Source organism: Janthinobacterium psychrotolerans (genome assembly GCF_001677885.1).
GTDB lineage: Bacteria > Pseudomonadota > Gammaproteobacteria > Burkholderiales > Burkholderiaceae_D > Janthinobacterium > Janthinobacterium psychrotolerans.
Map to the genome: position 1 here is coordinate 118,859 of NZ_LOCQ01000060.1, position 26,534 is coordinate 145,392.

The following is a 26,534-nucleotide window of genomic DNA, read 5'->3' on the forward strand; positions in this document are numbered from 1 at the left end:
GGAAGATTAGAATACACCCATGCCCTCCAACGACCACCGCCCCGATCCCGATGCCCTGCTGGCCCAGGTCCAGGCACAGGAACACAAAGCCACGCGTGGCCGCCTGCGCATCTATTTCGGCGCCTCGGCCGGCGTCGGCAAGACCTACGCCATGCTGGCCGCGGCGCGCAAGCTGCTGGCCGATGGCGTCGACGTGCTGGTGGGCGTGGTGGAAACGCACGGGCGCACGGAGACGGCGGCCATGCTGGACGGCTTGCCGCAGCTGCCGTTGAAAAGCATCGTCTACCGCGACAAGTCGCTCGGCGAATTCGACCTCGACGCCGCGCTGCTGCGCCAGCCGGCCGTGATACTGATCGATGAGCTGGCGCACTCGAACGTGGCAGGCTCGCGCCATCCGAAGCGCTGGCACGATGTCGAGGAACTGCTGGCCGCCGGCATCGACGTGCTCACCACCGTCAATGTGCAGCACCTCGAAAGCCTGAACGATGTGGTGGGCGGGATTACCGGCGTGCGCGTGGCCGAGACCCTGCCCGACACCGTGTTCGACCGCGCCGATGAAGTGGTGCTGGTCGATATTCCCGCCGACGAACTGCTGCTGCGCCTGAAAGCGGGCAAGGTGTATCAGCCGCAGCAGGCGCAGCGCGCGTCGCAGCATTTTTTCCGCAAGGGCAATCTGATCGCCCTGCGCGAGCTGGCGCTGCGCCGCACGGCCGACCGCGTGCAGGACGACGTGCAGGCCTACCGGCTGGAAAAATCGATCAACCCGGTCTGGAAGACAGGCGCCGCGCTGCTGGCCTGCGTGGGCCCGCATGCGGGGAGCGAACAGGTGGTGCGCAGCGCGGCGCGCCTGGCCGGCCAGCTGAACGCCGAATGGCATGCGCTGTATGTGGAAACGCCGCGCTTGCAGCGCCTGCCGGCGCGCGAGCGCGAACGCATACTCAATACCCTGAAACTGGCGCAGGACCTGGGTGCGCGTACCGCCATCGTCGCGGCTGACGACATCGCCGGCGCGATCGTCGAGCATGCGCGCGGCGCCAATATCGCCAAGCTGGTGATGGGACGGCGCCAGGGTGGGCCGCTGGCGCGGCTGTGGCATGCGGCCAGCGCCGCGCGCATCGCCGGCCTGGCGCCCGATATCGATCTGATCGAAGTGGGCCAGCCGGCGCTCGACGCCGCGCCACGCAAGACTGTCGAGGACGTGCGCATACCCCGTCCCGGACGCGCCTGGCGCTACGGGCTGGCCGCTGGCGCCAGCCTGGCCACCTCGCTGGCTTCGGTGCCGCTGCTGCCGTATATCGACCTGGCCAATATCGCCATGCTGTCGCTGCTGACGGTGGTGCTGGTGGCGGTGCGGCTGGGGCGCGGGCCGGCTGCGCTGGCCAGCCTGCTGGGCGTGGCCATTTTTGACTTTGCCTTCGTGCCGCCGCGGTTTTCGTTTGCCGTGGGCGACTTTCAATATGTGATCACGTTTGGCGTGATGCTGGCCGTGGGCCTGATCACGGGACGCCTGACGGCCGGGTTGCGCTTCCAGGCGCGCGTCGCCACGCACCGCGAAGCGCGCGCCCGCGCCCTGTACGAGTTTGCGCGCGACTTGTCCGGCGTGCTGCAGACCGAAGAGATTTTCGATATCACGCGGCGCGCCGTCGAACGCGCTTTTCGCGCCCGCGCCACCTTGCTGCTGCCCGATGACGACGGCCGCCTGCAGGCACCGAAGGATGCCGGCCAGCTCGACCTGGGCATCGCGCAGTGGGCCTTCGATCGCGCGCAGGCGGCCGGCACCGGCACCGATACCTTGCCCGGCTCCGATATTTTCTATCTGCCCCTGATCGCGCCGATGCGCACGCGCGGCCTGCTGGCGCTGCTGCCCCTTGGCGCGCCCCAGCACTCGTCCCAGCACCGGCGCTGGCTGCTGGTGCCGGAACAGCGCCAGCAGCTCGACACCTTTGCCGCGCTGGCCGCCATTGCCCTCGAACGCGTGCACTATATAACCGTGGCGCAGGGTGCGCTGGTGCAGATGGAGTCCGAACGGCTGCGCAATTCGCTGCTGGCGGCGCTGTCGCACGACTTGCGCACGCCCTTGACCTCGCTGGTGGGGCTGGCCGAATCGCTGGCGCGCTCAAGCCCGGCCCTGTCGAGCGCGCAGCTGGACATGGCGCGCTCCTTGCAGTCCGAAACGGTGCGCATGAGCGCCCTGGTGGCCAACCTGCTCGACATGGCGCGCATCGAGAGCGGCCATGTGCGCCTGAACCTGCAATGGCAGGCGTTCGAAGAGGTGGTGGGCAGTTCCCTGCGCGTCAGCGCCCCGCAACTGGCGCGGCACCAGCTGCGCACGCAGCTCGCGCCCGACCTGCCTTTGGCGCGCTACGACGCCGTGCTGATCGAGCGCGTGCTGTGCAACCTGCTGGAGAACGCGGCCAAGTACACGCCGTCCGGCAGCACCATCACGATTGCCGCCGGCGTGCATGGCCAGTGGCTGCGGGTGACGGTCAGCGACGACGGACCGGGCCTGCCGCCAGGGCGCGAAGAAGCGATCTTTGAAAAATTCACGCGCGGCGAACGCGAATCGAACCTGCCCGGCGTGGGACTGGGGCTGGCGATCTGCCGCGCCATCGTCGAAGCGCACGGCGGCACCATTGCCGCGCAAGTGCCGCTGCCCGCGCGCGGCGCGGCCTTTGTATTGACGCTGCCTTTGGGGACGCCGCCGGCGCCGCCCGAAGAACTGGGCAGCGAACTGACTGACACTGGAACACATCATGAATGACGCTAACGCCACCGCTCCGACCGCGCTGCTGGTCGAGGATGAACCGCAGATCCGCCGCTTCGTGCGCGCCGCGCTGGAAGCCGAAGGCTGGCAGGTGCACGAATCGGCCACCTTGCAGCGCGGCCTGATCGACGCCGGCACGCGCCGCCCCGACCTGGTGGTGCTGGACCTGGGCCTGCCCGACGGCGACGGCATCGATTTTCTCGGCGACCTGCGCAAATGGTCGGCCGTGCCCGTCATCGTGCTGTCGGCGCGCGTGGGCGAAGACGAAAAAATCCGTGCCCTGGACGCCGGCGCCGACGATTACCTGACCAAGCCGTTCGGCGTGGGCGAACTGCTGGCCCGCGTGCGCGCCACCTTGCGCCGCCAGCGCCGCCCGGCCGCGCCTGACGATGGCGTGGTGCGCTTCGGCGACGTGTCGGTCGACGTGCAGAACCGCCTGGTGATGCGCGACAAGCAACTGGTGCATGTGACGCCGACCGAATTTCGCCTGCTGTCGGTGCTGGTCAAAAACGCCGGCAGGGTGGTGACCAATCCGCAACTGCTGCGCGAAGTGTGGGGGCCGTCGAATAGTGAAAACGGCCACTACCTGCGCATCTACATGGGCCACTTGCGGCAGAAGCTCGAAGCCGATCCGGCCCAGCCGCAATACCTGCTGACGGAAACAGCCGTCGGTTACCGCTTGCTGCTGCCGCTCTAAAACTTTCTATTCCCCCGCTTTGAAATCAGGCGCCACGTGCGCCGGGGGAGCGTTTTACCCAAAATTTTGCAGCGACGGGCCAGCTGCGCCATCCCGGCAAAGGCCAACCACCAATGAGAAGTATCACCATGAACAACATCGTATTTGCCATCGCCGCCACCTTTGCTACTTTTTCCTCCGGCCTGCTCCACGCGCAGGAAGCCAAACCGGACCATGAAGTCAGTTTCAATGTGGCCGGCGTGTCGGACTACCGCTATCGCGGCATCTCGCAAACGCGTTTGAAGCCGGCGCTGCAGGGCGGTGCCGACTACGTCAACAACCCCACCGGCCTGTATGCGGGCGCCTGGGCCTCGACCATCAAGTGGACCAAGGACGCGGGCGGCAGCGGCGACGTGGAAGTCGATCTGTATGCGGGCAAGCGCGGCCAGCTCACCGACGATATCGGCTACGACGCCGGCGTGCTGGCCTATGTGTATGCCGACAACGGCTTGACACACGTGGCCGGCTTTGCCGATGCGGACACCCAGGAAGTCTATGGCCAGCTGTCGTACGGCCCCGCCTACATCAAGTATTCGCACGCCGTCTCCAACCTGTTCGGCATCGTCAACAGCAAGAACAGCGGCTACCTCGACCTGGGCGCCAATATCGACCTCGCCAACGGCTGGACCGGCAACCTGCACGCGGGCCACCAGAAGGTGAAAAACAACGACGCGGCCAGCTATACGGACTGGAAAGTGGGTGTCATGCGCGACTTCGGCGTGCTCACCGGCGCGCTGGCCGTGATCGGCAGCAATGCCGGCAAGACCGCCTACGCCTCGCCCGTGAATGGCAAATTCATGGGCAAGACGGCGTTGATTTTGACGGTCAGCAAGGTGTTTTGAACACCACCGTCCATCGGCCAGTGTTGCAGGTCGGATTAGCGGCGGAACGCCGCGTAATCCGACATGATTGTTGGCGTTGCTGGTGTTGTCGGGTTACGGCGCTTCGCGCCTAACCCGACCTATGTGCGGCAGCGCCAGCATCGGTTCGAGCGCCAGCGCCAGCTTTTGCTGGCCGGCGCGCGACATGGTTGTCATCGGCAGGCGCAGTTCGTCGCGCAGCTTGCCCTGCATGGCCAGCGCCGCCTTGATCGGGCCGGGGTTCGGTTCGGCGAACAGCAGCCGTATGGCAGGCAGCATGGTCTGGAACAGCGCGCCGGCGGCGGCGTGGTTGTCTGACTTGACGAGTTCGAACAGCTGGGCATACAGGTCGGGGCGCACCTGGGCGGCGGCCGACATGGCGCCATGCGCACCCATCGACAGGCTGGCCAGCAGCAGCGCATCGTCGCCGCACAGCACGTCGAGGTGGGTATCGCGCAGCAGCTGGCCGAACTGGTCGAGCTGTCCGCCCGCCTCCTTGATGGCGACAAAGTGCGAGTCGCGCGCCAGCAGCGCCGCTGTCGCCGTCGTGATGTGCACGCCGGTGCGGGCCGGCACGTTGTAGAGCACGATGGAATGGTCGGTGGCGGCGGCAATCGTCTGGAAGTGGCGCACGATCCCTTCCTGCGATGGCCGCACATAGGCCGGCGCGGAGATCAGCAGGCCGGCCAGCGGATGGTCGTGATAGCGCTGCACGGCGGCCGTGACGGCGCGCGTGTCGCTGCCGCCGATGCCCATCACGACGGGAAAGCGCGGGCCGACCGCTTCGAGCACGCTATCGAGCAGCATGCCCTGTTCGGCCTGGCTCAGCATGGCCGCCTCGCCGGTGGTGCCGCACACCACCAAGCCATTGACGCCGCTGGCGGCCAGTTCGCCGGCCAGCTGCTGGGCGGCGTCGACATCGATCGCGCCATCGCGAAACGGCGTGACCATCGGCACCCAGATGCCCTGGAAGTGGGCCGTGATGCGCTCGCAGGACATCGCGTGTTCGCACGCGTACTGGTTCATTGCGCACCACCGTGGCGTGGATGGTCCTGGCAAATGCGGCCAAATTCCGCCGCCGGCAGCGAGCGCATCACGGCGTCCATCGTCAGGCGCAGCGCCGGTTCGGTCACGCACAGGTCCACCCGCATGCGTTCGGCATGGTCGACCGCCACCACCCGCATGAACGACAGCATCGCGCCGCAGGTCTTGAACACCAGCTGGCGCAGCGCCGACAGGCACTCCTTGTCGACCGTGATATGGATGAGAAAAGTGGCTTGGCGCAGGGATGTGTCCATGGCGATGGTGCTTTGCAGCGGTGGTTGAGATGCAATCGAGGTTAGCAGCGGGCCTGTAAAGATGGTCTAAAAAGCGTGGTGGCGGGCGTAAACGCGGTGTATTTTTTGGCAGCCGCCGCCATGTGCGCGAGGGCTGGGCTGTTGCGTTTTTGCCCCGCACGCAGGGCATGCGTACGCTTTTGTTACAAAATTGAATCGTGCTTTCGGGAACGGAGGTTTATATTGAAACCGTCTCCGCCATCCAGCAAGTCACGCCATGTCAGACGAAAAAATCCCCCCTGTCGTTTCTCCCCCCACGCCCGCACCGCAAGCCGCCGTGCCGCCGGTGCGCCCTGACCGCGTGGGCCGCGCCTCCGATGCCGATGAGCGCGACCGCCGCTCGCGCGAGGCGCCGCCGCGTTACCTGAAGGACAACGATACGCCGTTCGCGCTGGCCTGGCGTGTGCTGACGTCGCGCTACCGTTCGATGCGCGACAAGGCGGGGCGCGACTTCATGCGGCGCACTTTGCGCATCGGGATTTCGGCGCGCATTTTTCACCCGGAGCCGGGCGCCACTGGCCTGCGCAGCAAGAATTTGCAGTACCTGGAAGAGTCGATCGCGCAGTGGGTGATGTCGCGCGATGTGCTGGTGTTCATGATCCCGACCGTCAATACCAGCGGGCTGCTGCATCCCAGCAATATCACGCTGCGCCACTATGCGCGCCACCTCGATGGCCTGGTGCTGCAGGGTGGCGCGGACGTGTCGCCGCAGACGTATTCGGAAGCGGCCACCCGGCCCGAATGGAGCGGCGACCGCGCGCGCGACCTGTATGAGCTGGAACTGCTGCACGAATTCGTCGACGCGGGCAAGCCGGTACTGGGAATCTGCCGCGGCTGCCAGCTGATCAACGTGGGCTTTGGCGGCACCCTGTACCAGGATATCGCCTCGGACGTGGAGGGCGCGTCCTCGCACGTAAACGACCTGTACGACCGCCACCGCCACACCATCGTCTTCCCGAAAGGCTCGACCCTGGCCGGGATGTTTCCCAAGGCGGGCGAGGCGCTGGTGAACTCGATCCACCACCAGTCTGTGAAGGATCTGGGGCGCGACATCACGGTGGAAGCGTATTCGCATGGCGACAATATCGTCGAGGCGATCCGCTACCAGCGCGCGCGCTTCGTGATGGGCTTGCAGTGGCACCCGGAATTCCATTCGGCCGGCGGCGTCGAGCTGCTCGATTGCACGCCGATACTCGATAACTTCCTGCGCGCGGCGCGGGAGACCCGCTTTTGATTACCCGGCGCACAGTGCTGGCCGGCCTGCTGGCCCTGCCGTTGGCCGGCGTGCGGGCGGCAAAACCGGGTGGTGAAGCTTTGCCGTTTGCACTAACGCCACAGTCGCGCGCGGCCGCCTTGAAAGCACAGGTACCTGAAAAACTGGCGGCGCAAGTGATCCGCGCGGCGCAAAAGGCGGTGGACCGGCCCGTGCACCTGATGGACGCAGTGCGCACCGGCGGCTTGCTCGATGGCGATGGCGGACGCAAGCAAAGCCAGCAAGCGCAGGAAGACTGGCGCCAGGCGCGGCTGCAGGCGCTGGCGTGGCGGCTGTCTGGCGATGCCGCTTATCTTGACAATGCGCGCAAGCTGGCGCTGGCCTGGAGCAGCGGCTACCAGCCCTCGTTCAGCCCCGTCGACGAGACGGAACTGGCCAGCCTCCTGATGGGCGTGGACCTGATCCAGGAGCTGCTCGGTACCAGCGAACGCGAGCAGCTGCAGGCATTCTGCCGCACCCTGGCGAGCGGCTACCTGAGTGACCCAATCAAGGTCGGCGGGCCGTCGACGGCGCGCAATAACTGGCATAGCCACCGCATCAAGATCGGCACGGCGGCAAGCTATCTGACAGGTGACGCGGCCTTGATCGCGCGCGCCAAACAGCGCTTTATGTCCCACGTGCCGCGCAATATCGGTGAGGGCGGCGTGCCGTTCGACTTCGAGCAGCGCGACGCCCTGCATTACACCACCTACAGCCTGGAGCCGCTGCTGACCGCCGCCCTGATGGCGAAAAACCATGGCGACGACTGGTTCGCCGCGCCCGGTGCACAGCGTTTGCAAGAAGCGCTGGCCTGGCTGGCGCCCTACGCGCAAGGCAAGAAAACCCACGCGGAGTTCGCCAACAGCGCCGTGCCCTTTGACCGCAAGCGCGTGGCCGCCGGCCAGAAGGGTTTTACGGGCAACTGGGACCGCTCGGGCGCGGCCAATGTGTATCTGCTGGCGTCGCGCTTCGACGCCGCCTATGCGCCGCTGGCGCGGGAATTGCAGCCGCCAGCGTGGGCGCTGGCGCTGTTTTGATGAATGTGTATTTTTTGCGTTTTGAACGCCACGACGCTGGGCCAAACGGTAGCGAGCGGAAGACAGAGGTGGTTGAGGATGCGTAGGTCGGATTAGCCCGCAGGGCGTAATCCGACACCATTGTTGGCGCTGCTAGTAATTCATGGGTTCGCCCCGGAAGCAGCGAATCGCTGAATCCACCATCCCCTCCGCGCTGCCCTGCACATTGTGCTGCTTGCGCAGATACTGCGCGTCGCTCCACTGCTTGGCCACGTCCGACAAATGCTTCAGCGCCTGCGTGCTGCCCAGCGCTTCGCCGTGCGGTTCCATTTTGCGCAGGGTGGTCATGATGTCTTCGCGCAGCGACATGGTCTCGTAGGTTTTCGGGTGCGTGATGGCGCCGTCCAGGCCGAAGCGGCAGGCCTGGAAGCGGTTGTAGTTGTAGACCAGGTAATCGTCTTCCACCGGCGGGGTTTCGCGCCGTTCGAGCAGGTAACGGCATAGCGCCTGCAGGTAGGCGGCCAGCGCGGCGGCGCGCTCCACGGTCAAGGGGGTGTCGCACACGCGCAGTTCGATGGTGCCGAATTCCGGCTTGGGCCGGATATCCCAGTAAAAATCCTTCATGCTCTTGATGATGCCGGTGTTCTCCATCTTGGCGAAATACTCGTTCGAGAACTGGTCCCAGCTGAGCGTAAATGGCGCGCGCCCGCTCATCGGAAACGCGAACACGGAGTTCAGGCGGGCCGAATCGAACAGCGTGTCGCGCCCCTGCACATAGGGCGAGGAGGCCGACAGGGCGATAAAGTGCGGAATATAGCGGTTCAGCGAGTGCAGCAAAAACATGGCGTCGTCGCCGGAGGCGCAGCCGATATGCACGTGCTGGCCGAAGATGGTGAACTGCTTGGCCAGGTAACCGTACAGTTCCGAGATCTCCTGGAAGCGGGCCTTGGAAAAGATCTTTTGCGACGACCATTGCTGGAACGGGTGGGTGCCGCCGCCGGCGATGCCGATATTGAGCTTGTCGCCGGCCGCCACCAGAGTGTCGCGGATTTCCTGCAGTTGCTCCAGCAGCGGCCCGTGATGCGTGTGCACGCTCGAATTAATCTCGATCATGCTCTCGGTGATTTCGGGCGTGACATTGCCTGGAAACGGTTTTTTGCCCAGCAAATGCAGCAGGTCGGGGCTGGCCGCCGTCAGGTCGTAGTCCGACAGGTTCACCAGCTGCAGTTCGAGTTCGACGCCGAAGGTCAGCGCGGCCGATTGGCCAAAGGGTTCCAGCGGCATTTAGCGCTCCTTGATTTCATGGGTTTCTTTGGCCAGCATCAGCACGCGCTGTACCAGCACGGGACCGACCACTTCGAGCATCAGGGTGATGGCGGCCAGCGCATTGAGTTCGTCACCAAAATTGACGCCCAGCTGGCGCGCATGCTCGAGCAGCAGGATGATGAACACGGACACCGGCGTGAGCGCCACACCGGTCAAAATGCCCTTGCGCCAGGAGATGCCGCTGACATGCGAAAACGCGGCCACGCCCACCACCTTGGTCAGGAGGCGCCCGGCGATGACGGCGCCGGCCAGCGCCGCGCCAGCCGTCACGCTGGCCCATTCCAAAGTCGAGGCGGCGTAGACGAACAGCAGCACCGTCAGCAGTTCCCCAAGCGCGCCGAAATTGCGCTGCGCCTGGCTGAAGGCCACGCGGCGGTGGCGCGCCACCAGGCCGAAGGTCAGGGTGGCCAGCAGCGGCGACAGGCTGGTGGTGTAGGTCAGGGCCACCAGCAGCATCACCGACAGGGCAAACGCCACGGTGGCGTCCTGCGCCATATTGCCCAGGCGGCGCAGCATGGCCGGCACGACGATGCCGAACACGGTGCCGGCGGCCACCGAGGCGGCCAGCACGGCGGCGCTGCTGCTGGTCGCTTCGATCAGGTCGGTCGAGCTGTGGAACATCCAGAAGCCGACGATGATATTGAAGGTGAACACGGCCAGCACGCAGTTGAGCGCCGTCAGGTGCACCAGGCGTTCGGTCACCTGGCCCGAGCTGCGCTCCTCGTTAATCACGCGCATGATGGTGGCGGGCGAGGTCGACATCGACAGGGAGGCCAGCAGCAGCGCCGTCATGCGCGAAGTATCGAATTCGAGGGCGATGAAATACACGAGGGCGAAGGTACCCAGCGCTTCGACCAGGCCGGCCACGGCGATCCACGGGTTGTTCTTCAGCCAGCGCAGGTTGATGCGGTAGCCGACCTCGAACAGGATCAGGCCAAAGGCCACGTCGGCCAGCACCAGCATGGGGCCGGCGTCCATCTGCGGCAGGATGCCGACCTGCGCCTGGGCCAGGATAAAGCCGATCACGCCATAAAAGCTGATGCGCGGCAGGCCGGTCCAGCGGTGGCCGAATTCGCCGATGACCCAGGCCATGGTAATGGCGAACGGCCAGGACAGGTCGGCGGCGATAGCGAGGAGACTTTGCATGCTGATTCCTTTGTAGTAGCGCCGGCACCGGCCGGCAGCATGTGGCTGGCGCGGCAAAAACAGGGTGCGGCGGTAGTGCATTTTTGCGAGGGCGCAGTTGCTTGCTTCCTGATGCGCAGATTCTACCGGAGCAGGCGGCGCGCACGCCGTCCGCTATCGAACGGTGCGCCGGCCCTGGCGGCCGCGCACGCGATGCTGCATGGGCGAGGTCGGTTCGCCCACTGATGTCGTGCAGCAGTGTACGGCATGGCGGCCTGCCGCCGCCATGGACTTTTTGTTGTACGCTCTTGGTTACTTGGTTACTTGCTGAGCAGGCGCATGCCCCGTTCCAGGCCGTCGATCGACAGCGGGAACATGCGCTGGTTCATCAACTGGCGCATCACGCCGATCGACTGGCGGTACTGCCACAAGCCTTCCTGTTCCGGATTGAGCCAGATGAATTTCGGGAAGGCCTGCGTAAAGCGCGCCAGCCAGGTCGATCCCGCTTCCTCGTTGTTGTACTCGACCGAGCCGCCCGGATGCAGGATTTCATACGGGCTCATGGTGGCGTCGCCGACGAAAATAAGCTTGGTGTCGGCCGGGTATTTGCGCAGCACGTCCCAGGTGGCAAAGCGTTCGGCGTTGCGGCGCCGGTTGTTCTTCCACAGGTAGTCGTAGACGCAGTTATGGAAGTAGAAGAATTCCATGTTTTTGAATTCCGTCTTCGCTGCCGAAAACAGTTCCTCGGTGCGCTCGATATGGTCGTCCATGCTGCCGCCGACGTCGAACAGCATCAGCACCTTGATGCGGTTCTTGCGCTCGGCGCGCATCTTGATGTCGAGGTAGCCGGCGTTGTTGGCGGTGGCGGCGATGGTGGCGTCGAGCGCCAGTTCGTCCTGGGCGCCTTCGCGCGCGAACTTGCGCAGGCGCCGCAAGGCCACCTTGAGGTTGCGCGTGCCCAGTTCGCGTTCGCCGTCGTAATCCTTGTAGCTGCGCGCTTCCCACACTTTCACCGCCGTGCGGTTGCCGCCCTTGCCGCCGATGCGGATGCCTTCCGGATTGGTGCCGCCATTGCCGAACGGCGAAGTGCCGCCCGTGCCTATCCATTTGCCGCCGCCTTCGTGGCGTTCCTTCTGCTCTTTCAGCAGCTCGTTCAGGCGGTCCATCAGCTTGTCGTAGCCGAATTTTTCCAGCTGCGCTTTCTGCTCGTCGCTCAGTTCGCGCTGCATGCGCTTGATCAGCCAGTCGAGCGGAATTGCCGCATTCGTTTCAAAAGCGGCGTTGATGCCCTTGAAGTACTGCGCAAAGGCGCGGTCGAACTTGTCGAAATGGGCTTCGTCCTTGACCAGGGTCAGGCGCGCCAGATAGTAAAAATCGTCCATCGAAGGGTCGATCACGTTCTTTTGCAGCGCTTCAAGCAGGGTCAGAAATTCCTTGATCGAGACGGGAATTTTCGCATCCTTGAGCGTGAAAAAGAAGTCGATCAGCACGGCGGTTCTCCGGCACGGGGCAGCGCCATAATGGGCCGCTGCGCCAGCTTGTAGCGCAAATGGGCGGCGATTTCCGGCCATTCGCCGCGCGTGACGCTGTACATGACGGTGTCGCGCACGGTGCCGTCGCGCCGCAGCGCATGGTGGCGCAGCACGCCGTCCTTTTTCGCGCCCAGGCGCTCGATGGCCGCCTGCGAAGCATGGTTGAAGTTATCGGTGCGCAGGCCCACCAGCGCGCAGTCGAGCGTGTCGAAGGCGTGCGAAAACATCAGCAATTTGCACGTGGTGTTGACGTGGCTGCGCTGGCAGCGTTTGGCGTACCAGGTGTAGCCGATTTCCACCCGCCCCACCTCTGGCAGCACGTCATGGTAGCTGGTGGTGCCCAGCACTTCGCCGCTGGCCGCGTCGAGCACGGCAAAGGCGAAGCGCGAGGGGCGCATTTCGATGGCCTTGAAGATGTACTGCCCGACCTGGTCAGGTTCGGGCACGGAGGTCACGCGCAACTGCCACAGCTGGCCGTCGGCGGCTGCCGCGCGCAGGCCTTCGGCGTGGTGCGGCGCCAGCGGTTCGAGGCGCACGCCGTTCAGTTCCATGACCACGGGAGCGATGGTTTTCACGAGCGCTCCTTAGCGGTTGGTGCGCGACATGAACATCAGGCGCTCGAACAGATTGACGTCCTGCTCGTTTTTCAAGAGCGCCCCGTGCAGCGGCGGCACCACGGTTTTCTGGTCGCCGCTGCGCAAGGCTTCGGCAGGAATATCCTCGGCCAGCAGCAGTTTGAGCCAGTCGAGGAATTCCGACGTCGACGGCTTTTTCTTCAGGCCCGGCACCTCGCGCACGGCGTAAAACGTCTCCAGCGCCTGGGCCAGCAACTCCTGTTTCAGGTTCGGGTAGTGGACGGCGACGATCTGCTCCATCGTGTCCTTGTCGGGGAATTTGATGTAGTGGAAAAAGCAGCGGCGCAGGAACGCGTCCGGCAGTTCCTTTTCGTTGTTCGAGGTGATGATGACCAGCGGGCGATGCACGGCCGTGACCATCTGCCGCGTTTCATAGACATAGAATTCCATGCGGTCGAGCTCGCGCAGCAAATCGTTGGGGAACTCGATATCGGCCTTGTCGATCTCGTCGATCAGCAGCACCACTGGCTCGGGCGCCGTGAAGGCCTGCCACAGCACGCCCTTGACGATGTAGTTCTGGATATCGCGCACGCGTTCGTCGCCCAGCTGCGAGTCGCGCAGGCGCGACACGGCGTCGTATTCGTACAGCCCTTGCTGGGCCTTGGTGGTCGACTTGATATGCCACTGCATCAGCGGCATGTTCAGCGCGGCCGCCACTTCCTCGGCCAGCATGGTCTTGCCGGTACCAGGCTCGCCCTTGATCAGCAGCGGGCGCTGCAAGGTCAAGGCCGCATTCACGGCCAGTTTCAGGTCGGCGGTGGCGACGTAGTTGTCGGAGCCTTCGAAGCGGTGGCCTTGCTGTGGGTGCTGTGCTTGCATGAGCGATCCTGCCAAAGTAGGGAAAGACCGAGTATAAACAGAACCGTGGCGCACCGCCACGCCACCGCTCCGTGCCGCCCTGGACACAAGCCATTTATGTAGGTGGACTTGCAAGAATATCTTGGTTAGAATCGGCAATCAACAGTTTAATTGTCAACATATAAGATCAACAAAAACCAGCCTTCGCGTTTCTCCGATTACCTTTGCTTACTTTGCCACTATGAAAAAAATATTTGCACTTCTCGTGCTTGCCGGCATAGCAAATGCCGTCACAGCGGCTGATATCGTCGGAAACGCCAAGGCCGGGACAGCCAAGGTGGAAATGTGCATCGGATGCCATGGCATCCCCGGTTACAAGGCCACTTTTCCGGAAGTGTTCCAGGTGCCGATGATCGGCGGCCAGAGCGCCAAATATATTGAAAACGCGCTCAAGGCCTACCAGAAGGGCGACCGCAAGCACCCCACCATGAAGGGCATCGCCGCCAGCCTGTCGGACCAGGATATCGCCGACGTGGCGGCCTATTATGCGCAACAAGCCAAGCCCAACTGAGGACCAGCCAGATGAAAAGACTACTCGCCGCCCTGTTGTGCTCGCTAATATCGTGTGCGGCCCTGGCCGCCGGCAATATCAATACCGGCAAGGCCCTGGCTGAAAAATACAGCTGCGCCACCTGCCATGGCAAGGACTATGCCTCGCCGATCGACCCTTCTTATCCCAAGCTGGCCGGGCAGCACCGCGACTACCTGGAGCACGCCCTGACCACCTACAAGCGCGGCGACGGCCCGAACGGGCGCAACAACGCCATCATGACGGGCCAGGTCAAACCCTTGAGCAGCCAGGACATCAAGGACCTGGCCGCCTATTTCAACAGCCTGCCGAAAAGCCTGGTGCTGCGCCGCTAAGCTTTGAGTCCGACGCGCTTCGCCAGTTTATGCAAGTTGCTCGCGTCCAGCCCCAGCTGGCGCGCGCTGGCGGCCCAGTTGCCCTGATGCTGGCTGAGCGCCTGGCGGATCGCCTGGCGCTGGCTGGCGTCCACGATCTGCTGCATGGTGGCGGGCGGCGCATACGGCGCTTGTGGTGCTGGCGCCTCGCTGGCGGCAGGCAGCTCGACGCCATCGAGGTCCAGCATGTCGCGCTCCAGCGTCATGATGTCTTTCCGGTCCGCGCCCCGTATCACCGCTTTCAGCGCGGCGCGGCTGATCACATGTTCCAGTTCCCTCACATTGCCGGGCCAGCGGTAGTGGCGCAGCGCGTCTTCGGCTTGCGCTGACAAGCGCAGGCTGCGCAGGCCCAAACGAGCCCGGTTCAGTTCCAGGAAGCGCCCCGCCAGGAGCAGCACGTCGTGGCCCCGTTCGCGCAGCGGCGGGATAGGCACCGGATACACCGACAGCCGGTGATACAGGTCGGCGCGAAACGTGCCGTCGCGCACATGGTCGCGCAGGCTGCGGTTGGTGGCGGCGATCACGCGCACATTGACCCGGCGCGGCTGGTCGGCGCCCAGGCGCTGGATTTCGCCGTTCTGCAAAGTGCGCAGCAGCTTGGCCTGTATCGACAGCGGCAACTCCCCCACTTCATCGAGAAATAGCGTGCCGCCTTCGGCCGCCTCGAAACGGCCCGGCCGGTCGCTGACGGCGCCCGAGAACGCGCCGCGCGCATGGCCGAACAACTCGCTTTCGGCCAGCGATTCGGGCAGGGCCGCGCAATTGACATGGACCAGCGGCTTGCCCGCCCTGCGCGAGAGCCGGTGCAGGCGGTGCGCGCACAGCTCCTTGCCCACGCCCGTCTCGCCCAGCAGCAGCACCGGCAGCTCCGAGTCGGCCACCACTTCGAGTTCATGCAGCAGCTGCGTGATGGCCTCGCTCTGGCCCAGGAAATCGCTGTCGTCGCGTGGCGTATTGACGCTGGCTTGTGTGGCGCCGCCCGAGATGCGCAGGGCGCGGATTTCCGCTTCCAGCCGCGTCACGCGCACGGCCGCCTCGATGGCGCAGGCCAGTTCGCCCAGCTCGCGCTGCGCCTGGCTGCCAAACGCGCCCACCTGCAGCGCATCGAGCGTCACCACGCCCCAGCGCTCACCTTCGACGTCCAGCGCCATGCCCATGCAGTCGTGCACCGGCACCGGTTCGCCGGGCCGGTCGGCGATCAGGCCGTCGTAAGGGTCGGGCATGGCGCTGTCGTGATGAAAGCAGGTCACGCCGTGCCGGCGCACGATGGTGGCCAGGCGCGGATGATCCTTGATGAGGAAGCGGCGTCCCAGGGTGTCGCTGACCAGGCCGTCCATGGCCACCGGGCGCAGATGCTCGCCGTCGAGTTTCAACAGGGCCACCGCGCCGCAGCCGAAGTGGGCGCGCAGGCTGACGACCAGACGCTGCAGGCGCACGGCCACCGGCAGGTCGGCCACCAGGTCGGTCAGCAAAAGAAGATGGGTAGTGGTAATGGTCATGATCACCATGCAGGGTACATCCGACCGTTTGCCGGCATGGTCATTGTGACCCTGTGTTTTTCAAATCCTTGATTTGAAACGGGTTTTTCCTGGCATGCGAGTTGCGTTATTACAACTGCCAACTCGGCATACAAGACCAAGGATCATTTCATGAAACCGTCGCTCCCCCTCGCCACCATCGCCGCCGCCCTGTGCCTGCTGTTTATCGATACGCCAGCGCTGGCGGCGCCCGCCAACTCCCCCGCCGCCAAGGCCGCCGCCACCGCGCCCACCACGCGCCACCATGAGCTGCAAACCAATATCGTCGACGGCAAGATGGTGTTTGTCGACGCCAAGGGCCAGGTCAATCCGGTATTGACGGCCAATACGGGCGACACCATCGAGCTGGTACTGAAAAGCGGCGAGGGCGCCGAGCATGACCTGGTGATCCCGGAACTGAACGTCGCCTCGGCCAAGTTCAGCGCCAGCAGCGGCAAGGTCACCGTGCGCTTCAAGGTGACAAAAGCCGGCAGCTTTACCTATTACTGCTCGATTCCCGGCCATCGCCAGATCGGCATGGAAGGCAAGCTGCAGGTCAGCGGCCCGGCCCTGGCCGACGCTGGCGCCACTGCGGCGCCGGCCGCCGGCCATGGCGGCGACGCCGGCTCGGCCGCGCTGGCGCTGTACACGCCGGCGCCGTCGCCGATGCGCGGACCGGACCCCGCGGCCGTCAGCGTGGCGGCCAATCCGGCGCAGGTGCCCGTCGCCATCGGCGCACGCGCGCCGCAGCTGCTCAAGTACCGCATGGAGACGGTGGAACTGCCCGGCAAGTTAGACGATGGCACCACTTTTACCTACTGGACCTTCAACCGCCAGGTGCCCGGTCCCATGCTGCGCGCGCGCGTGGGCGACACGGTCGAGCTGACCCTGTTCAACGCGGCCGACAGCAAGATGATCCACTCGATCGACCTGCACGCGGTGACCGGCGGCCATGGCGGCGGCCAGCATACCCAGGTCGCTCCGGGCCAGGAAAAAACCGTCACCTTCAAGGCGCTCAACCCGGGCCTGTATGTGTACCACTGCGCTACGCCCCTGGTGCCGCAGCATATCGCGGCCGGCATGTACGGCATGATCCTGGTCGAGCCGGAAGGCGGCCTGGCTAAGGTCGACCGCGAGTACTACGTGATGCAGGGCGAGATGTACACCGGCCGTCCGCACGGCGCGCCCGTGCACCAGGAAGCGAACCTGGAAAAAATGGCCAACGAGCTGCCCGATTACTACGTCTTCAATGGCGAGGTGGGTGCGCTCAGCAAGACCCACAAGCTGCAGGCGAAAGTCGGCGAGACCGTGCGCATCTACTTTGGCGTCGGTGGCCCGAACAAGATTTCATCGTTCCACATCATCGGCGAGATCTTCGACAAGGTCTACAGCGAAGGCTCGATCAGCAGCCCCAAACACGACGTGCAGACGACCCTGGTGGCGCCGGGCGGGGCGACCATCGTCGAACTGAAAGTCCAGCATCCGGGCAGCTACCTGCTGGTCGACCATGCCCTGTCGCGCGCCGGCAAGGGCGCCGTCGGCGTGCTGGAGGTCACCGGCGACCCCGTTCCCGGCGTGTTTCACGCCGGCGCCCACCAATAACAACGCCTGTCAAAACCTACTGCGCGTCGGTATTTGCGGCCTGCGATGCTCACTGTACCTTCGTACAGTTGCGCTTCTCAGCCACAACTACCTTCCGCTCGCTACGGTTTTGTCAGGCGTTGTAAACCATATAACCACTTTCAAGGAGCAATCATGGATTTTATCGACCAGTCCCTGGGCCAGCTGGCCCGCCGCATTCCGGGCGCCACGCGCCTGTTCGACGCCCACCATCTTGATTTTTGCTGTGGCGGCAACAAGACCCTGCGCGCGGCGGCGGCCGCCGCCGGCGTCGACACCGCCCCCATCGTCGACGAACTGCAACTGCTGCTGGCGCGCGGCGACGCGTCCGGCGAGGGCGAGTGGCAGCACGCGACGGCCGGCGAGCTGGTGGCGCATGTGCTGGCGCGCTACCACGCCGTGCACCGCGAGCAGCTGCCCGAACTGATACGCCTGGCGCGCAAGGTCGAGCAGGTGCATGGCGAGCGGGCCGACTGCCCGCATGGCCTGGCCGACCAGTTGTCAAGCATGGCGCAGGAGCTGGAAAGCCATATGCGCAAGGAGGAAAGCGTGCTGTTTCCGATGATCGCCAATGGCCACGGCGCCATGGCGGGCGGGCCGATCAGCGTGATGCGCATGGAGCATGACGACCATGGCGTGGCCCTGCGCGCGATCGAGCAGCTGACGAACGGCATCGTGCCGCCCGGCGGCGCCTGCACCACCTGGCGCGCGCTGTACACGGGTCTGCGCACCTTCCGCGCAGACCTGATGGCGCATATCCACACTGAAAACAACATCCTGTTCGAGCGCTTTGCGCCGGCCATGGTGCATTGACGAAGAAAGACCAAGATGGGTCAATATAAAAAACTCTGGTTCACCTTGATCGGCGTGCTGATCGTGACCTTTTCCCTGCTCGGCTACTATGGTACCGAAGTGTACCGGCAGGCGCCGCCGATTCCCGCGCAAGTCACCGCGCCGGGCGGCAAACTGCTGTTCGACCGCGAAGGCATTCTCGACGGCCAGACGGCCTGGCAATCGGTGGGCGGCATGCAGCTCGGTTCCATCTGGGGCCACGGCGCCTACCAGGCGCCCGACTGGACGGCCGACTGGCTGCACCGCGAACTGATGGCCTGGCTGGAACTGGCCGCGCAGGACCAGCATGGCAAGGCCTATGCGGCGCTGGACGGCCCGGCGCAGGCGGCGCTGCGCGAAGCGCTCAAACTCGAATACCGCGGCAACGGCGTCGATGCGGCGCAGGAGCTGCATCTGTCGGCGCGCCGGGTCGAGGCGATCCGCGTCACCGCCAGTTACTACGACCAGCTGTTCTCGGACGCGCCCGCGCTGCGCAGCAGCCGCGAACACTACGCGATGAAGGAAAACACCCTGCCGAGCGCCGAGCGGCGCCAGCAGATGACGCAGTTCTTCTTCTGGACCGCCTGGGCCGCCGCCACCGAGCGTCCCGGCCATGACGTCACCTACACCAACAACTGGCCGCACGAACCGCTGATCGGCAATCGCCCGAGCGGCGAAAACGTGGTCTGGTCGGTCGCCAGTGTGGTGGTGCTGCTGGCCGGTGTCGGCTTCCTGGTGTGGGGCTGGGCCTTCCTGCGCGACCACGACGAGCCGTTGCCGGCGCCCGGCGCGCGCGATCCGCTCACCACGTTTGCCCTGACGCCGTCGCAGCGTGGCCTGGGCAAATACCTGTTCCTGGTCGTCGCCCTGTTTGTTTTCCAGGTGTTTATCGGCGGCTTCACGGCCCACTATACGGTCGAAGGCCAGCAGTTCTACGGCATCGACGTGTCGCGCTGGTTCCCGTATGCGCTGACGCGCACCTGGCATATCCAGGCGGCGCTGTTCTGGATCGCCACCGGCTTCCTGGCCGCCGGCCTGTTCCTGGCACCCCTGATCAATGGCGGCAAAGACCCGAAATGGCAGCGGCTTGGCGTCGACGTGCTGTTCTGGGCGCTGGTGGTGGTCGTGGTCGGCTCGTTTGTCGGCAACTACCTGGCGATTGCCCAGGTGATGCCGCCCGAATGGAATTTCTGGCTCGGCCACCAGGGTTATGAGTATGTGGACCTGGGCCGCCTGTGGCAGATCGGCAAATACATCGGCATCCTGCTGTGGCTGGCACTGATGCTGCGCGGCGTGGTGCCGGCGCTGCTCAGCAAGGGCGGCGACAAGAACCTGCTGGCGCTGCTGACGGCCTCGGTGGGCGCGATTGGCCTGTTCTATGGCGCCGGCCTGTTCTACGGCGAGCGCACGCATTTGTCGGTGATGGAATACTGGCGCTGGTGGGTGGTGCATCTGTGGGTCGAAGGCTTCTTCGAAGTGTTCGCCACCACGGCGCTGGCGTTTATCTTTTCGACCCTGGGACTGGTGTCGGGCCGCATGGCCACCGCCGCCAGCCTGGCCTCGGCCTCGCTGTTCATGCTGGGCGGCATACCGGGCACCTTCCACCATCTGTATTTTGCCGGCACCACCACGCCGGTGATGGCGATCGGCGCGAGCTTCAGCGCGCTCGAAGTGGTGCCGCTGATCGTGCTCGGCCACGAAGCGTGGGAAAACTGGCGCCTGAAAGACCGCGCGGCCTGGATGGAGCACCTGCGCTGGCCCCTGATGTGCTTTGTCGCGGTGGCGTTCTGGAACATGCTGGGCGCGGGCGTGTTCGGCTTCATGATCAATCCGCCGATGGCGCTGTACTACATCCAGGGCCTGAACACCACGCCGGTGCATGCCCATGCGGCGCTGTTCGGCGTGTACGGTTTCCTGGCGCTGGGCTTTACCCTGCTGGTGCTGCGCTATCTGCGGCCCGACTATCGCTTCAGCAAGCCGCTGATGATGACGGCCTTCTGGGGCCTGAACGCGGGCCTGGTGCTGATGATCTTTACCAGCCTGCTGCCGATCGGCATCATCCAGTTCCACGCCAGCGTGACCGAAGGGCTGTGGCATGCGCGCAGCGAGGCATTCATGCAGCAGCCGCTGCTGCAGAACCTGCGCTGGGTGCGTACCTTCGGTGATGTGGTGTTTATCGTCGGCGCGCTGGCCATGGCGCTGCAGGTGGTGCTGGGGCTGCTGGGCAAGGCGCCCAAGACTCCGGTGCCGCAGCCGCAGGCGGTGCGGGCTGCCTGATTATCGGCGGCGCACGCAGTCGATATACGCATCGGTATCGGGCGGCAAGCCCGAGCGTTGCGAGGCCCAGATCATCTGGCCCAGGCATTCCATCACTTCGTGCTGGGCCGCATGGGCCGAATCGAGACGCTGGGCCAGTTGCTGGACCGCCGTGCGGATGCCGCGCGGCTGGTCCACCTGCACCTGTTCCGTGATCGACAGATGCATGGACAGGTGCAGGAATGGGTTGGCCTGGCCGCCTTCGACCGAATAGTCGCGCGCCAGCGCCGCTTCCACATCCGACAGTTCATTCTCATACTCGGGATGCTCGAGGATCCAGTCGATCGCGATCGCTTCCATCGGCGACAGGATTTCGCGGGCGCGGTGCTTGCGCAGGGTGTCGCAAAAAAAGCGGCGCACATCGTCGGAAGAAGGATTGAACATCGTTTTGGCCGAGGGCTGAAAAGGGCAGGCGATATTGTACCGCGTACGCGCGATGTCGACTTGTCACCCATCTCGTACCAGCCTTGTCCACGGATGTTCACCCCTGCTCAGCGCCAATTTAATACTCAAAAGTAAGTGTTATCCACGATTCGCGCGGCCCGGCAAGCGCAAATAACGGTGATAAAATCGCTGTTCTTGATATTTGCCATGGACATCGCCGTCATCTTGTTGTCATTTTTGCCCCGCGCGAGGGCTGAAACAGCAGCGGCGCCGTGTTTTCCCTGTCCGCACCACGCCACCTGATCGCTGCCGCAATCCGCGGCGCGGCGGCATGCATGCTCATCACCATCGATATCCCATGATCCGGCCTGCGCTGGAGGATCCCTGTTTTCCGATGGTTTTGCGCTTGCCGCCCGGTGGCCTGGAAGAGCCAACCCTCAGTATTTTTAACGGAGTTACCGATGCGTAAATCGCTATTACTTTTGATGTCGTGCCTGATCCTGGCGGCATGTGACAAGACGCCGCCGGCGTCGGCGGACAAGCCGCTCGACGTGCTGCTGGTGGGCGCCGGCACCATGAGCGCCACCCTGGGCAGCATGCTCAAGGAACTCGATCCGTCGCTGACGATGGAAATGGTTGAACGCCTCGATTCCGTGTCGGCCGAAAGCTCGGACGCGATGAACAATGCGGGCACCGGCCACTCGGCGTTTGCCGAACTGAACTACACCCCGGAAGCGGCCGACGGCAGCATCGAAACCAAGAAGGCCGTTGCCATCAACGAGCAGTTCGAAGTGTCGAAGCAGTTCTGGGCCTACCAGGTGGCCAACAAGCACCTGGGCGCGCCGCAGACCTTCATCAACAATGTGCCGCACATGAGCTTTGTGTGGGGCGACGACAATATCGCCTTTCTGAAAAAGCGCTACGCCGCGCTGCAGCAGGAAAACCTGTTCAAGGGCATGCTGTTCTCGGAAGACTATAACCAGATCGCGCAGTGGGCGCCGCTGGTCATGCAGGGCCGTGACAAGAACCAGAAAGTGGCCGCCACGCGCATGGACATTGGTACCGACGTCAACTTCGGCAACCTCACGCGCGGCCTGGTCAAATACCTGACCGACAGCCATGGCATGACCTTGCACTTGCGTCACCAGGTCGAAGACATCAAGCGCGGCGCCGATGGCGTGTGGAACGTCACCGTCAAGAACCTGGCCGATGGCAGCGAAAAGAACGTGCGCGCCAAGTTCGTCTTTATCGGCGCCGGCGGCGGTTCGCTGCCGCTGCTGGAAAAATCGGGCATCCCTGAAGCCAAGGGCTTCGGCGGCGTGCCGGTCGGCGGCCAATGGCTGGTGACCACCAATCCGGAACTGGTGGCGGCGCATGCGGCCAAGGTCTATGGCAAGGCGTCGGTCGGCTCGCCGCCAATGTCGGTGCCGCACCTGGACACCCGCATTATCGATGGCAAGAAAGCGCTGCTGTTTGGCCCGTTCGCCACCTTCTCGACCAAGTTCCTGAAAAACGGTTCGTGGATCGACCTGCCTGCGTCGATTGGCACCGGCAATATCAAGCCGATGCTGCAAGCGGGCTACGACAATATCCCGCTGACCAAATACCTGGTGCAGCAAGTGATGAATTCGCCGGAAGACCGTTTGGCGACCCTGCGCGAATACCTGCCGACCGCGAAAATGGAAGACTGGACCTTGCAGAACGCCGGCCAGCGCGTGCAGATCGTCAAGGATGACCCCGTAAAAGGTGGCTTGCTGCAGTTCGGTACCGAAGTCGTCGGCGCCGCCGATGGCAGCATCGTGGCCCTGCTGGGCGCCTCGCCGGGCGCCTCGACCGCGCCGCCGATCATGATCAAGGTGCTGCAGACGGCCTTCAAGGATCGCCTGGCCACGCCGCAATGGCAGGCCAAGATGCTGGAAATGGTGCCCTCGTATGGCCAGAAGCTCAATGGCGACCCGGCGCTGGCGAACAAGATCCGCCACTACAGCAGCGATATCCTGGGCCTGAAAGCGTTTACGCTGGACGTGCCGGGTACGGCTGCGGCGCCGGCGGTAGCGGCAAACTGATGGGCGTGCCGGCCATGAAGTGGCCGGCAAATGAAAAGGGGGCAGCCTTCGCAGGCTGCCCCCTTTTTGCATGGGACGCGGCAGGGATGCCGTTTAAGGCTTGCCGGGCAGAATCAATTCCGGCGTGCAGTTGTCACGGTTGCCGTCCTCGCCTGCCTTGGCCGGTGCGCCTGCCTCCTGCACGCGCGGTGCATGGGGCTGGCGCAAATAGCGTGAGGTATGGCGGTGCGGCTGCTGCGCGTTGCCATGCGCGGGCCAGGTCAGGAAGCGGGACAGCTCCTGCAAGGCGCGCTGGTAGACATCACGCTTGAATTCAATCACGACATCGAGCGGGACCCAGTACTCATGCCAGCGCCAGGCGTCGAACTCGGGATGGTCGGTCAGGCGCAGGTTGACGTCGTTATCGCGCGCGCACATTCTCAGCAGAAACCAAATCTGCTTCTGGCCACGGTAATGGCCACGAATCTCGCGCTTGATGAAGTGGTCCGGCACTTCATAGCGCAGCCAGTCGCGGGTGCGGCCGACAATTTTGACGTGTTCCTGTCTGAGTCCGATTTCCTCTTCAAGTTCGCGAAACATGGCTTGTTCCGGTGTTTCGCCATATTTGATACCGCCTTGCGGAAACTGCCATGAGTGCTCGCGCACCCGCTTGCCCCACCACACCTCGTTCTGGGCGTTTAGCAGGATGATGCCGACGTTGGGCCGAAACCCTTCACGGTCGAGCATAAAACACCTCAAACTTTCTGCGACAGCGCGTCTTTTTTTACATAAATGCCTACAACTCCGCGTGCCAGCGGTCTTTTCGGGGTGCGAAAAGGGCTGGAATCGCACCAATTGAGCGCATTTGTATAAAGTATGGACGCATCAGCCAGCTAATCCTTTAAAATTAGGTTGATTATAACCCTCTCTTTTTAAAAAGAATTCACCGTTATGCGCGCCTCCCGTTTTTTTATCTCGACACTCAAAGATGCTCCTTCTGACGCGGAAATCGTCAGCCACCAATTGATGATGCGTGCAGGCATGATCAAACGCCTCGGTTCCGGCATCTATACCTATATGCCGATGGGGCTGCGCGTGATACGCAAAGTGGAAGCCATCGTGCGCGAGGAGATGAACCAGGCCGCCGCCATCGAGCTGCTGATGCCGCTGGTGCAGCCGGCCGAACTGTGGCAGGAGACGGGCCGCTGGGACAAGATGGGCGCCGAACTGATGCGCGTGAAGGACCGCCATGGCCGCGAATACGCGATCCAGCCGACCTCGGAAGAAGTCATCACCGACGTGGTGCGCACGGAAATCAAGTCCTACCGCCAGCTGCCGCTCAATTTCTATCATATCCAGACCAAGTTCCGCGACGAGCGCCGTCCGCGCTTCGGCCTGATGCGCGGCCGCGAATTCACCATGAAGGACGCCTACTCGTTCGACCGCGACCTGGCCGGCATGCAGGCCTCGTACAAGGTCATGTTCGACGCCTACACCCGCATCTTCACGCGCTTCGGCCTGAAGTTCCGCGCGGTGGCGGCCGACAACGGCGCCATCGGCGGCTCCGGTTCGCACGAATTCCACGTCATCGCCCATACCGGCGAAGACGCGCTGGTGTACTGCCCGACTTCCGACTACGCGGCCAATATGGAAGCTGCCGAAGCGCTGGCGCTGACCGGCGAGCGCCCGGCCGCCACCGAGGAATTGAGCAAAGCCGCGACCCCGGACACCGTGAAATGCGAGACCGTGGCCGCCCTGCTGGGCATCGATCTGGCGCGCACCGTGAAAACCATCGCCCTGACGGCGGAAACCGAAAAAGACGGCAAGATCACGAAACAGCATTTCATGCTGCTGCTGCGCGGCGACCATGAACTGAACGAGATCAAGGTCGGCAAGGTTGCCGGCCTGGCCAACCACCGTTTCACCACCGAAGAAGAGCTGCTGGAAGTGTATGGCTCGATCCCCGGCTACCTGGGCCCGATCGGCACCCAATTGCCGGTCACCGTGGTGGCCGACCGCACCGTCGACAAGATGAGCGACTTCGTGTGCGGCGCCAATGACGCCGGTTTCCACTACACGGGCGCCAACTGGGGCCGCGACCTGCCCGAAGCGGCCATCGTGGCCGACCTGCGCAACGTGGTCGCCGGCGACGCTTCGCCGGACGGCAAGGGCGTGCTGGCCATCGAGCGCGGCATCGAAGTCGGTCACGTGTTCCAGCTGGGCACGGCCTACTCGGAAAGCATGAAAGCGACCTTCCTCGACGAAAACGGCAAGCCGGCGCCGCTGCAGATGGGGTGCTACGGCATCGGCATCACGCGCATCCTGGGCGCCGCCATCGAACAGAACTTCGACGACAAGGGCATTATCTGGCCAGCCTCGATCGCGCCATTTGAAGTGGTGCTGTGCCCGATGGGCATGGACCGCAGTGAACTGGTCAAGGAACAGACGGAGCAGCTCTACGCGGCCCTGCAAGGCGCTGGCGTCGATGTCATCCTCGACGATCGCGGCCAGCGTCCTGGCGCCATGTTCGCCGACTGGGAGCTCATCGGCGTGCCGCACCGCGTCGTCATCGGCGAGCGTGGCCTGAAGGAAGGCAAGCTGGAATACCAGGGCCGCCGCGATACCGAGGCCACTGGCGTGGCGCCAAGCGACATCGTCGCCTTTATCCAGGCCAAAATGGCCCAGTGAGCGTGTTTGCACTGAAAACGGCCTGCGCGCTCGCGCTGGCCGCCTGCCTGGCCTGCGCCCCGATGGCGCAGGCCGGCAACCAGAAGGAAGAGGCGCTGGCCGACTCGGTGCGCCTGGCGCTGTCGCATGCGATCCGCGACGAGCGTCCGCCACAACCCACATTCTCCAATCCCGCTGATCAGCAGCGCTACCGGCAATGGCTGGCGCAGATGTCGCAACGCCTGCAGCGCAAACTGCCGGACGCCCAGCTGCGCACGGAATTCCTGGAAACCGTCTGGTACGAAGCGCGCCGCGCGGGCCTGGAGCCGGCGCTGGTGCTGGGACTGATACAGGTCGAGTCAAACTACCGCAAATACGCCGTCTCGCTGGCCGGCGCGCGCGGCTACATGCAGGTGATGCCCTTCTGGACCGGCGTGATCGGCGACCATGACCGCAGCAAGCTGTTTCACATGCAGACCAATTTGCGCTATGGCTGCGCGATTTTGCGCATGTATCTGGACATGGAAAAGGGTGATTTGTTTCTGGCGCTGGGGCGGTATAACGGCAGCCGGGGACGGCCCGAGTATCCGAATGCGGTACGGGCGGCCTGGCGGAACTGGGAGTTCAAATAGGGCAGGGTCTGACCCTGATGTCCTTGAGTCAGGCTGTGCTATGAATTGCAAGCGCAAGGCGTAAAAATGGCGGGCCAGGAGACGCGGACCTGAGAAAATGCCGATGGCGGCGTTGCAGCGCCTCGCCGTACATGCGTACTGTCTTCGTCGCTGCGCCTTGCCCTCGACATTTTTCAGG

General features: G+C 64.1%; 23 protein-coding genes. 13 read left to right on the forward strand and 10 right to left on the reverse strand.

Annotation, left to right across the window (positions count from 1 at the left end; all coding sequences use genetic code 11):
* The first annotated feature begins 19 nt into the window (after positions 1 to 19).
* The 3 genes from ASR47_RS20680 to ASR47_RS20690 all read left to right on the forward strand — a co-directional run bounded on the left by ASR47_RS20680 (position 20) and on the right by ASR47_RS20690 (position 4,342).
* Positions 20 to 2,761 carry a DUF4118 domain-containing protein gene (locus ASR47_RS20680; RefSeq protein WP_065309691.1) on the forward strand — a complete coding sequence of 914 codons (2,742 nt, stop codon included), beginning with the start codon at positions 20 to 22 and terminating at the stop codon, positions 2,759 to 2,761.
* Complete coding sequence (kdpE, locus tag ASR47_RS20685) at positions 2,754 to 3,461, forward strand: two-component system response regulator KdpE (protein WP_065309692.1); 708 nt, start codon at positions 2,754 to 2,756, stop codon at positions 3,459 to 3,461. The genes ASR47_RS20680 and kdpE overlap by 8 nt, the downstream gene beginning before the upstream one ends.
* 128 nt (positions 3,462 to 3,589) lie before the next feature.
* Positions 3,590 to 4,342 (forward strand): TorF family putative porin, encoded by a 753-nt coding sequence (locus ASR47_RS20690; protein WP_065309693.1) that lies wholly within the window; start codon positions 3,590 to 3,592, stop codon positions 4,340 to 4,342.
* A 93-nt stretch (positions 4,343 to 4,435) separates the two neighbouring features.
* Here the strand turns inward: ASR47_RS20690 and dapA are convergent, their stop codons facing one another.
* Together dapA and ASR47_RS20700 are read right to left on the reverse strand one after the other, a co-directional pair.
* On the reverse strand, positions 4,436 to 5,386 hold the full coding sequence (dapA, locus tag ASR47_RS20695) for a 4-hydroxy-tetrahydrodipicolinate synthase (RefSeq protein WP_065309694.1): 951 nt from the start codon (positions 5,384 to 5,386) through the stop codon (positions 4,436 to 4,438).
* Positions 5,383 to 5,658, reverse strand: coding sequence for a hypothetical protein (locus ASR47_RS20700; RefSeq protein ID WP_245714431.1), 276 nt, complete (start codon positions 5,656 to 5,658; stop codon positions 5,383 to 5,385). Before ASR47_RS20700 ends, dapA begins: the two co-directional genes overlap by 4 nt.
* A gap of 256 nt (positions 5,659 to 5,914) precedes the next feature.
* On the opposite strand from ASR47_RS20700, the gene ASR47_RS20705 reads away from it, so the two are divergent.
* Complete coding sequence (locus ASR47_RS20705; RefSeq protein WP_245714432.1) at positions 5,915 to 6,931, forward strand: gamma-glutamyl-gamma-aminobutyrate hydrolase family protein; 1,017 nt, start codon at positions 5,915 to 5,917, stop codon at positions 6,929 to 6,931.
* The gene (locus ASR47_RS20710; protein WP_150127902.1) at positions 6,928 to 7,986 is read left to right on the forward strand and encodes an alginate lyase family protein; all 1,059 of its coding nucleotides are present in this window, start codon (positions 6,928 to 6,930) and stop codon (positions 7,984 to 7,986) included. The genes ASR47_RS20705 and ASR47_RS20710 overlap by 4 nt, the downstream gene beginning before the upstream one ends.
* Before the next feature lie 132 nt (positions 7,987 to 8,118).
* On the opposite strand, the gene ASR47_RS20715 is transcribed toward ASR47_RS20710, so the two are convergent.
* The 5 genes from ASR47_RS20715 to ASR47_RS20735 all read right to left on the reverse strand — a co-directional run bounded on the left by ASR47_RS20715 (position 8,119) and on the right by ASR47_RS20735 (position 13,402).
* Entirely contained in the window at positions 8,119 to 9,249 is a 1,131-nt protein-coding gene (locus ASR47_RS20715; RefSeq protein WP_065309697.1) for a YbdK family carboxylate-amine ligase, read from the reverse strand.
* Positions 9,250 to 10,437 (reverse strand): cation:proton antiporter, encoded by a 1,188-nt coding sequence (locus ASR47_RS20720; RefSeq protein WP_065309947.1) that lies wholly within the window; start codon positions 10,435 to 10,437, stop codon positions 9,250 to 9,252.
* A 299-nt stretch (positions 10,438 to 10,736) separates the two neighbouring features.
* Positions 10,737 to 11,906, reverse strand: coding sequence for a vWA domain-containing protein (locus ASR47_RS20725; protein WP_065309698.1), 1,170 nt, complete (start codon positions 11,904 to 11,906; stop codon positions 10,737 to 10,739).
* Complete coding sequence (locus ASR47_RS20730; RefSeq protein WP_065309948.1) at positions 11,900 to 12,499, reverse strand: GNAT family N-acetyltransferase; 600 nt, start codon at positions 12,497 to 12,499, stop codon at positions 11,900 to 11,902. Before ASR47_RS20730 ends, ASR47_RS20725 begins: the two co-directional genes overlap by 7 nt.
* A 33-nt stretch (positions 12,500 to 12,532) precedes the next feature.
* Positions 12,533 to 13,402, reverse strand: coding sequence for an AAA family ATPase (locus tag ASR47_RS20735; protein WP_065309699.1), 870 nt, complete (start codon positions 13,400 to 13,402; stop codon positions 12,533 to 12,535).
* A gap of 220 nt (positions 13,403 to 13,622) precedes the next feature.
* Between ASR47_RS20735 and ASR47_RS20740 the strand changes: the two genes are divergently transcribed.
* Entirely contained in the window at positions 13,623 to 13,952 is a 330-nt protein-coding gene (locus tag ASR47_RS20740; protein ID WP_065309700.1) for a c-type cytochrome, read from the forward strand.
* A gap of 11 nt (positions 13,953 to 13,963) precedes the next feature.
* On the forward strand, positions 13,964 to 14,305 hold the full coding sequence (locus ASR47_RS20745) for a c-type cytochrome (protein WP_065309701.1): 342 nt from the start codon (positions 13,964 to 13,966) through the stop codon (positions 14,303 to 14,305).
* Here the strand turns inward: ASR47_RS20745 and norR are convergent.
* Entirely contained in the window at positions 14,302 to 15,852 is a 1,551-nt protein-coding gene (norR, locus tag ASR47_RS20750; protein ID WP_425402752.1) for a nitric oxide reductase transcriptional regulator NorR, read from the reverse strand. The two genes, ASR47_RS20745 and norR, sit on opposite strands and share 4 nt — an antisense overlap.
* Positions 15,853 to 15,993: 141 nt before the next feature.
* Between norR and nirK the strand changes: the two genes are divergently transcribed.
* The 3 genes from nirK (at position 15,994) to ASR47_RS20765 (ending at position 20,589) form a co-directional block, all read left to right on the forward strand.
* Positions 15,994 to 17,463, forward strand: coding sequence for a copper-containing nitrite reductase (nirK, locus tag ASR47_RS20755; RefSeq protein WP_065309702.1), 1,470 nt, complete (start codon positions 15,994 to 15,996; stop codon positions 17,461 to 17,463).
* Positions 17,464 to 17,616: 153 nt separating this feature from the next.
* A complete protein-coding gene (gene ytfE, locus ASR47_RS20760) occupies positions 17,617 to 18,294 on the forward strand; it encodes an iron-sulfur cluster repair protein YtfE (RefSeq protein ID WP_065309703.1) in 678 nt (225 codons plus the stop codon).
* 15 nt (positions 18,295 to 18,309) lie between these two features.
* Positions 18,310 to 20,589, forward strand: a complete 2,280-nt coding sequence (locus ASR47_RS20765) for a nitric-oxide reductase large subunit (RefSeq protein ID WP_065309704.1) — start codon at positions 18,310 to 18,312, stop codon at positions 20,587 to 20,589.
* Here the strand turns inward: ASR47_RS20765 and ASR47_RS20770 are convergent, their stop codons facing one another.
* Positions 20,590 to 21,012: a DUF1841 family protein gene (locus ASR47_RS20770; RefSeq protein WP_065309705.1), complete on the reverse strand. Its 423-nt coding sequence runs from the start codon at positions 21,010 to 21,012 to the stop codon at positions 20,590 to 20,592.
* 461 nt (positions 21,013 to 21,473) lie between these two features.
* Here ASR47_RS20770 and mqo point away from each other — a divergent pair, with 461 nt between their 5' ends.
* Positions 21,474 to 23,078 (forward strand): malate dehydrogenase (quinone), encoded by a 1,605-nt coding sequence (gene mqo, locus ASR47_RS20775; protein ID WP_082989071.1) that lies wholly within the window; start codon positions 21,474 to 21,476, stop codon positions 23,076 to 23,078.
* 93 nt (positions 23,079 to 23,171) lie between these two features.
* On the opposite strand, the gene ASR47_RS20780 is transcribed toward mqo, so the two are convergent.
* Complete coding sequence (locus tag ASR47_RS20780; protein ID WP_065309707.1) at positions 23,172 to 23,804, reverse strand: RNA pyrophosphohydrolase; 633 nt, start codon at positions 23,802 to 23,804, stop codon at positions 23,172 to 23,174.
* 204 nt (positions 23,805 to 24,008) lie between these two features.
* On the opposite strand from ASR47_RS20780, the gene ASR47_RS20785 reads away from it, so the two are divergent.
* On the forward strand, positions 24,009 to 25,745 hold the full coding sequence (locus ASR47_RS20785; protein WP_065309708.1) for a proline--tRNA ligase: 1,737 nt from the start codon (positions 24,009 to 24,011) through the stop codon (positions 25,743 to 25,745).
* A 62-nt stretch (positions 25,746 to 25,807) separates the two neighbouring features.
* Positions 25,808 to 26,356, forward strand: a complete 549-nt coding sequence (locus ASR47_RS20790; RefSeq protein ID WP_082989097.1) for a lytic transglycosylase domain-containing protein — start codon at positions 25,808 to 25,810, stop codon at positions 26,354 to 26,356.
* Positions 26,357 to 26,534 lie beyond the last annotated feature (178 nt).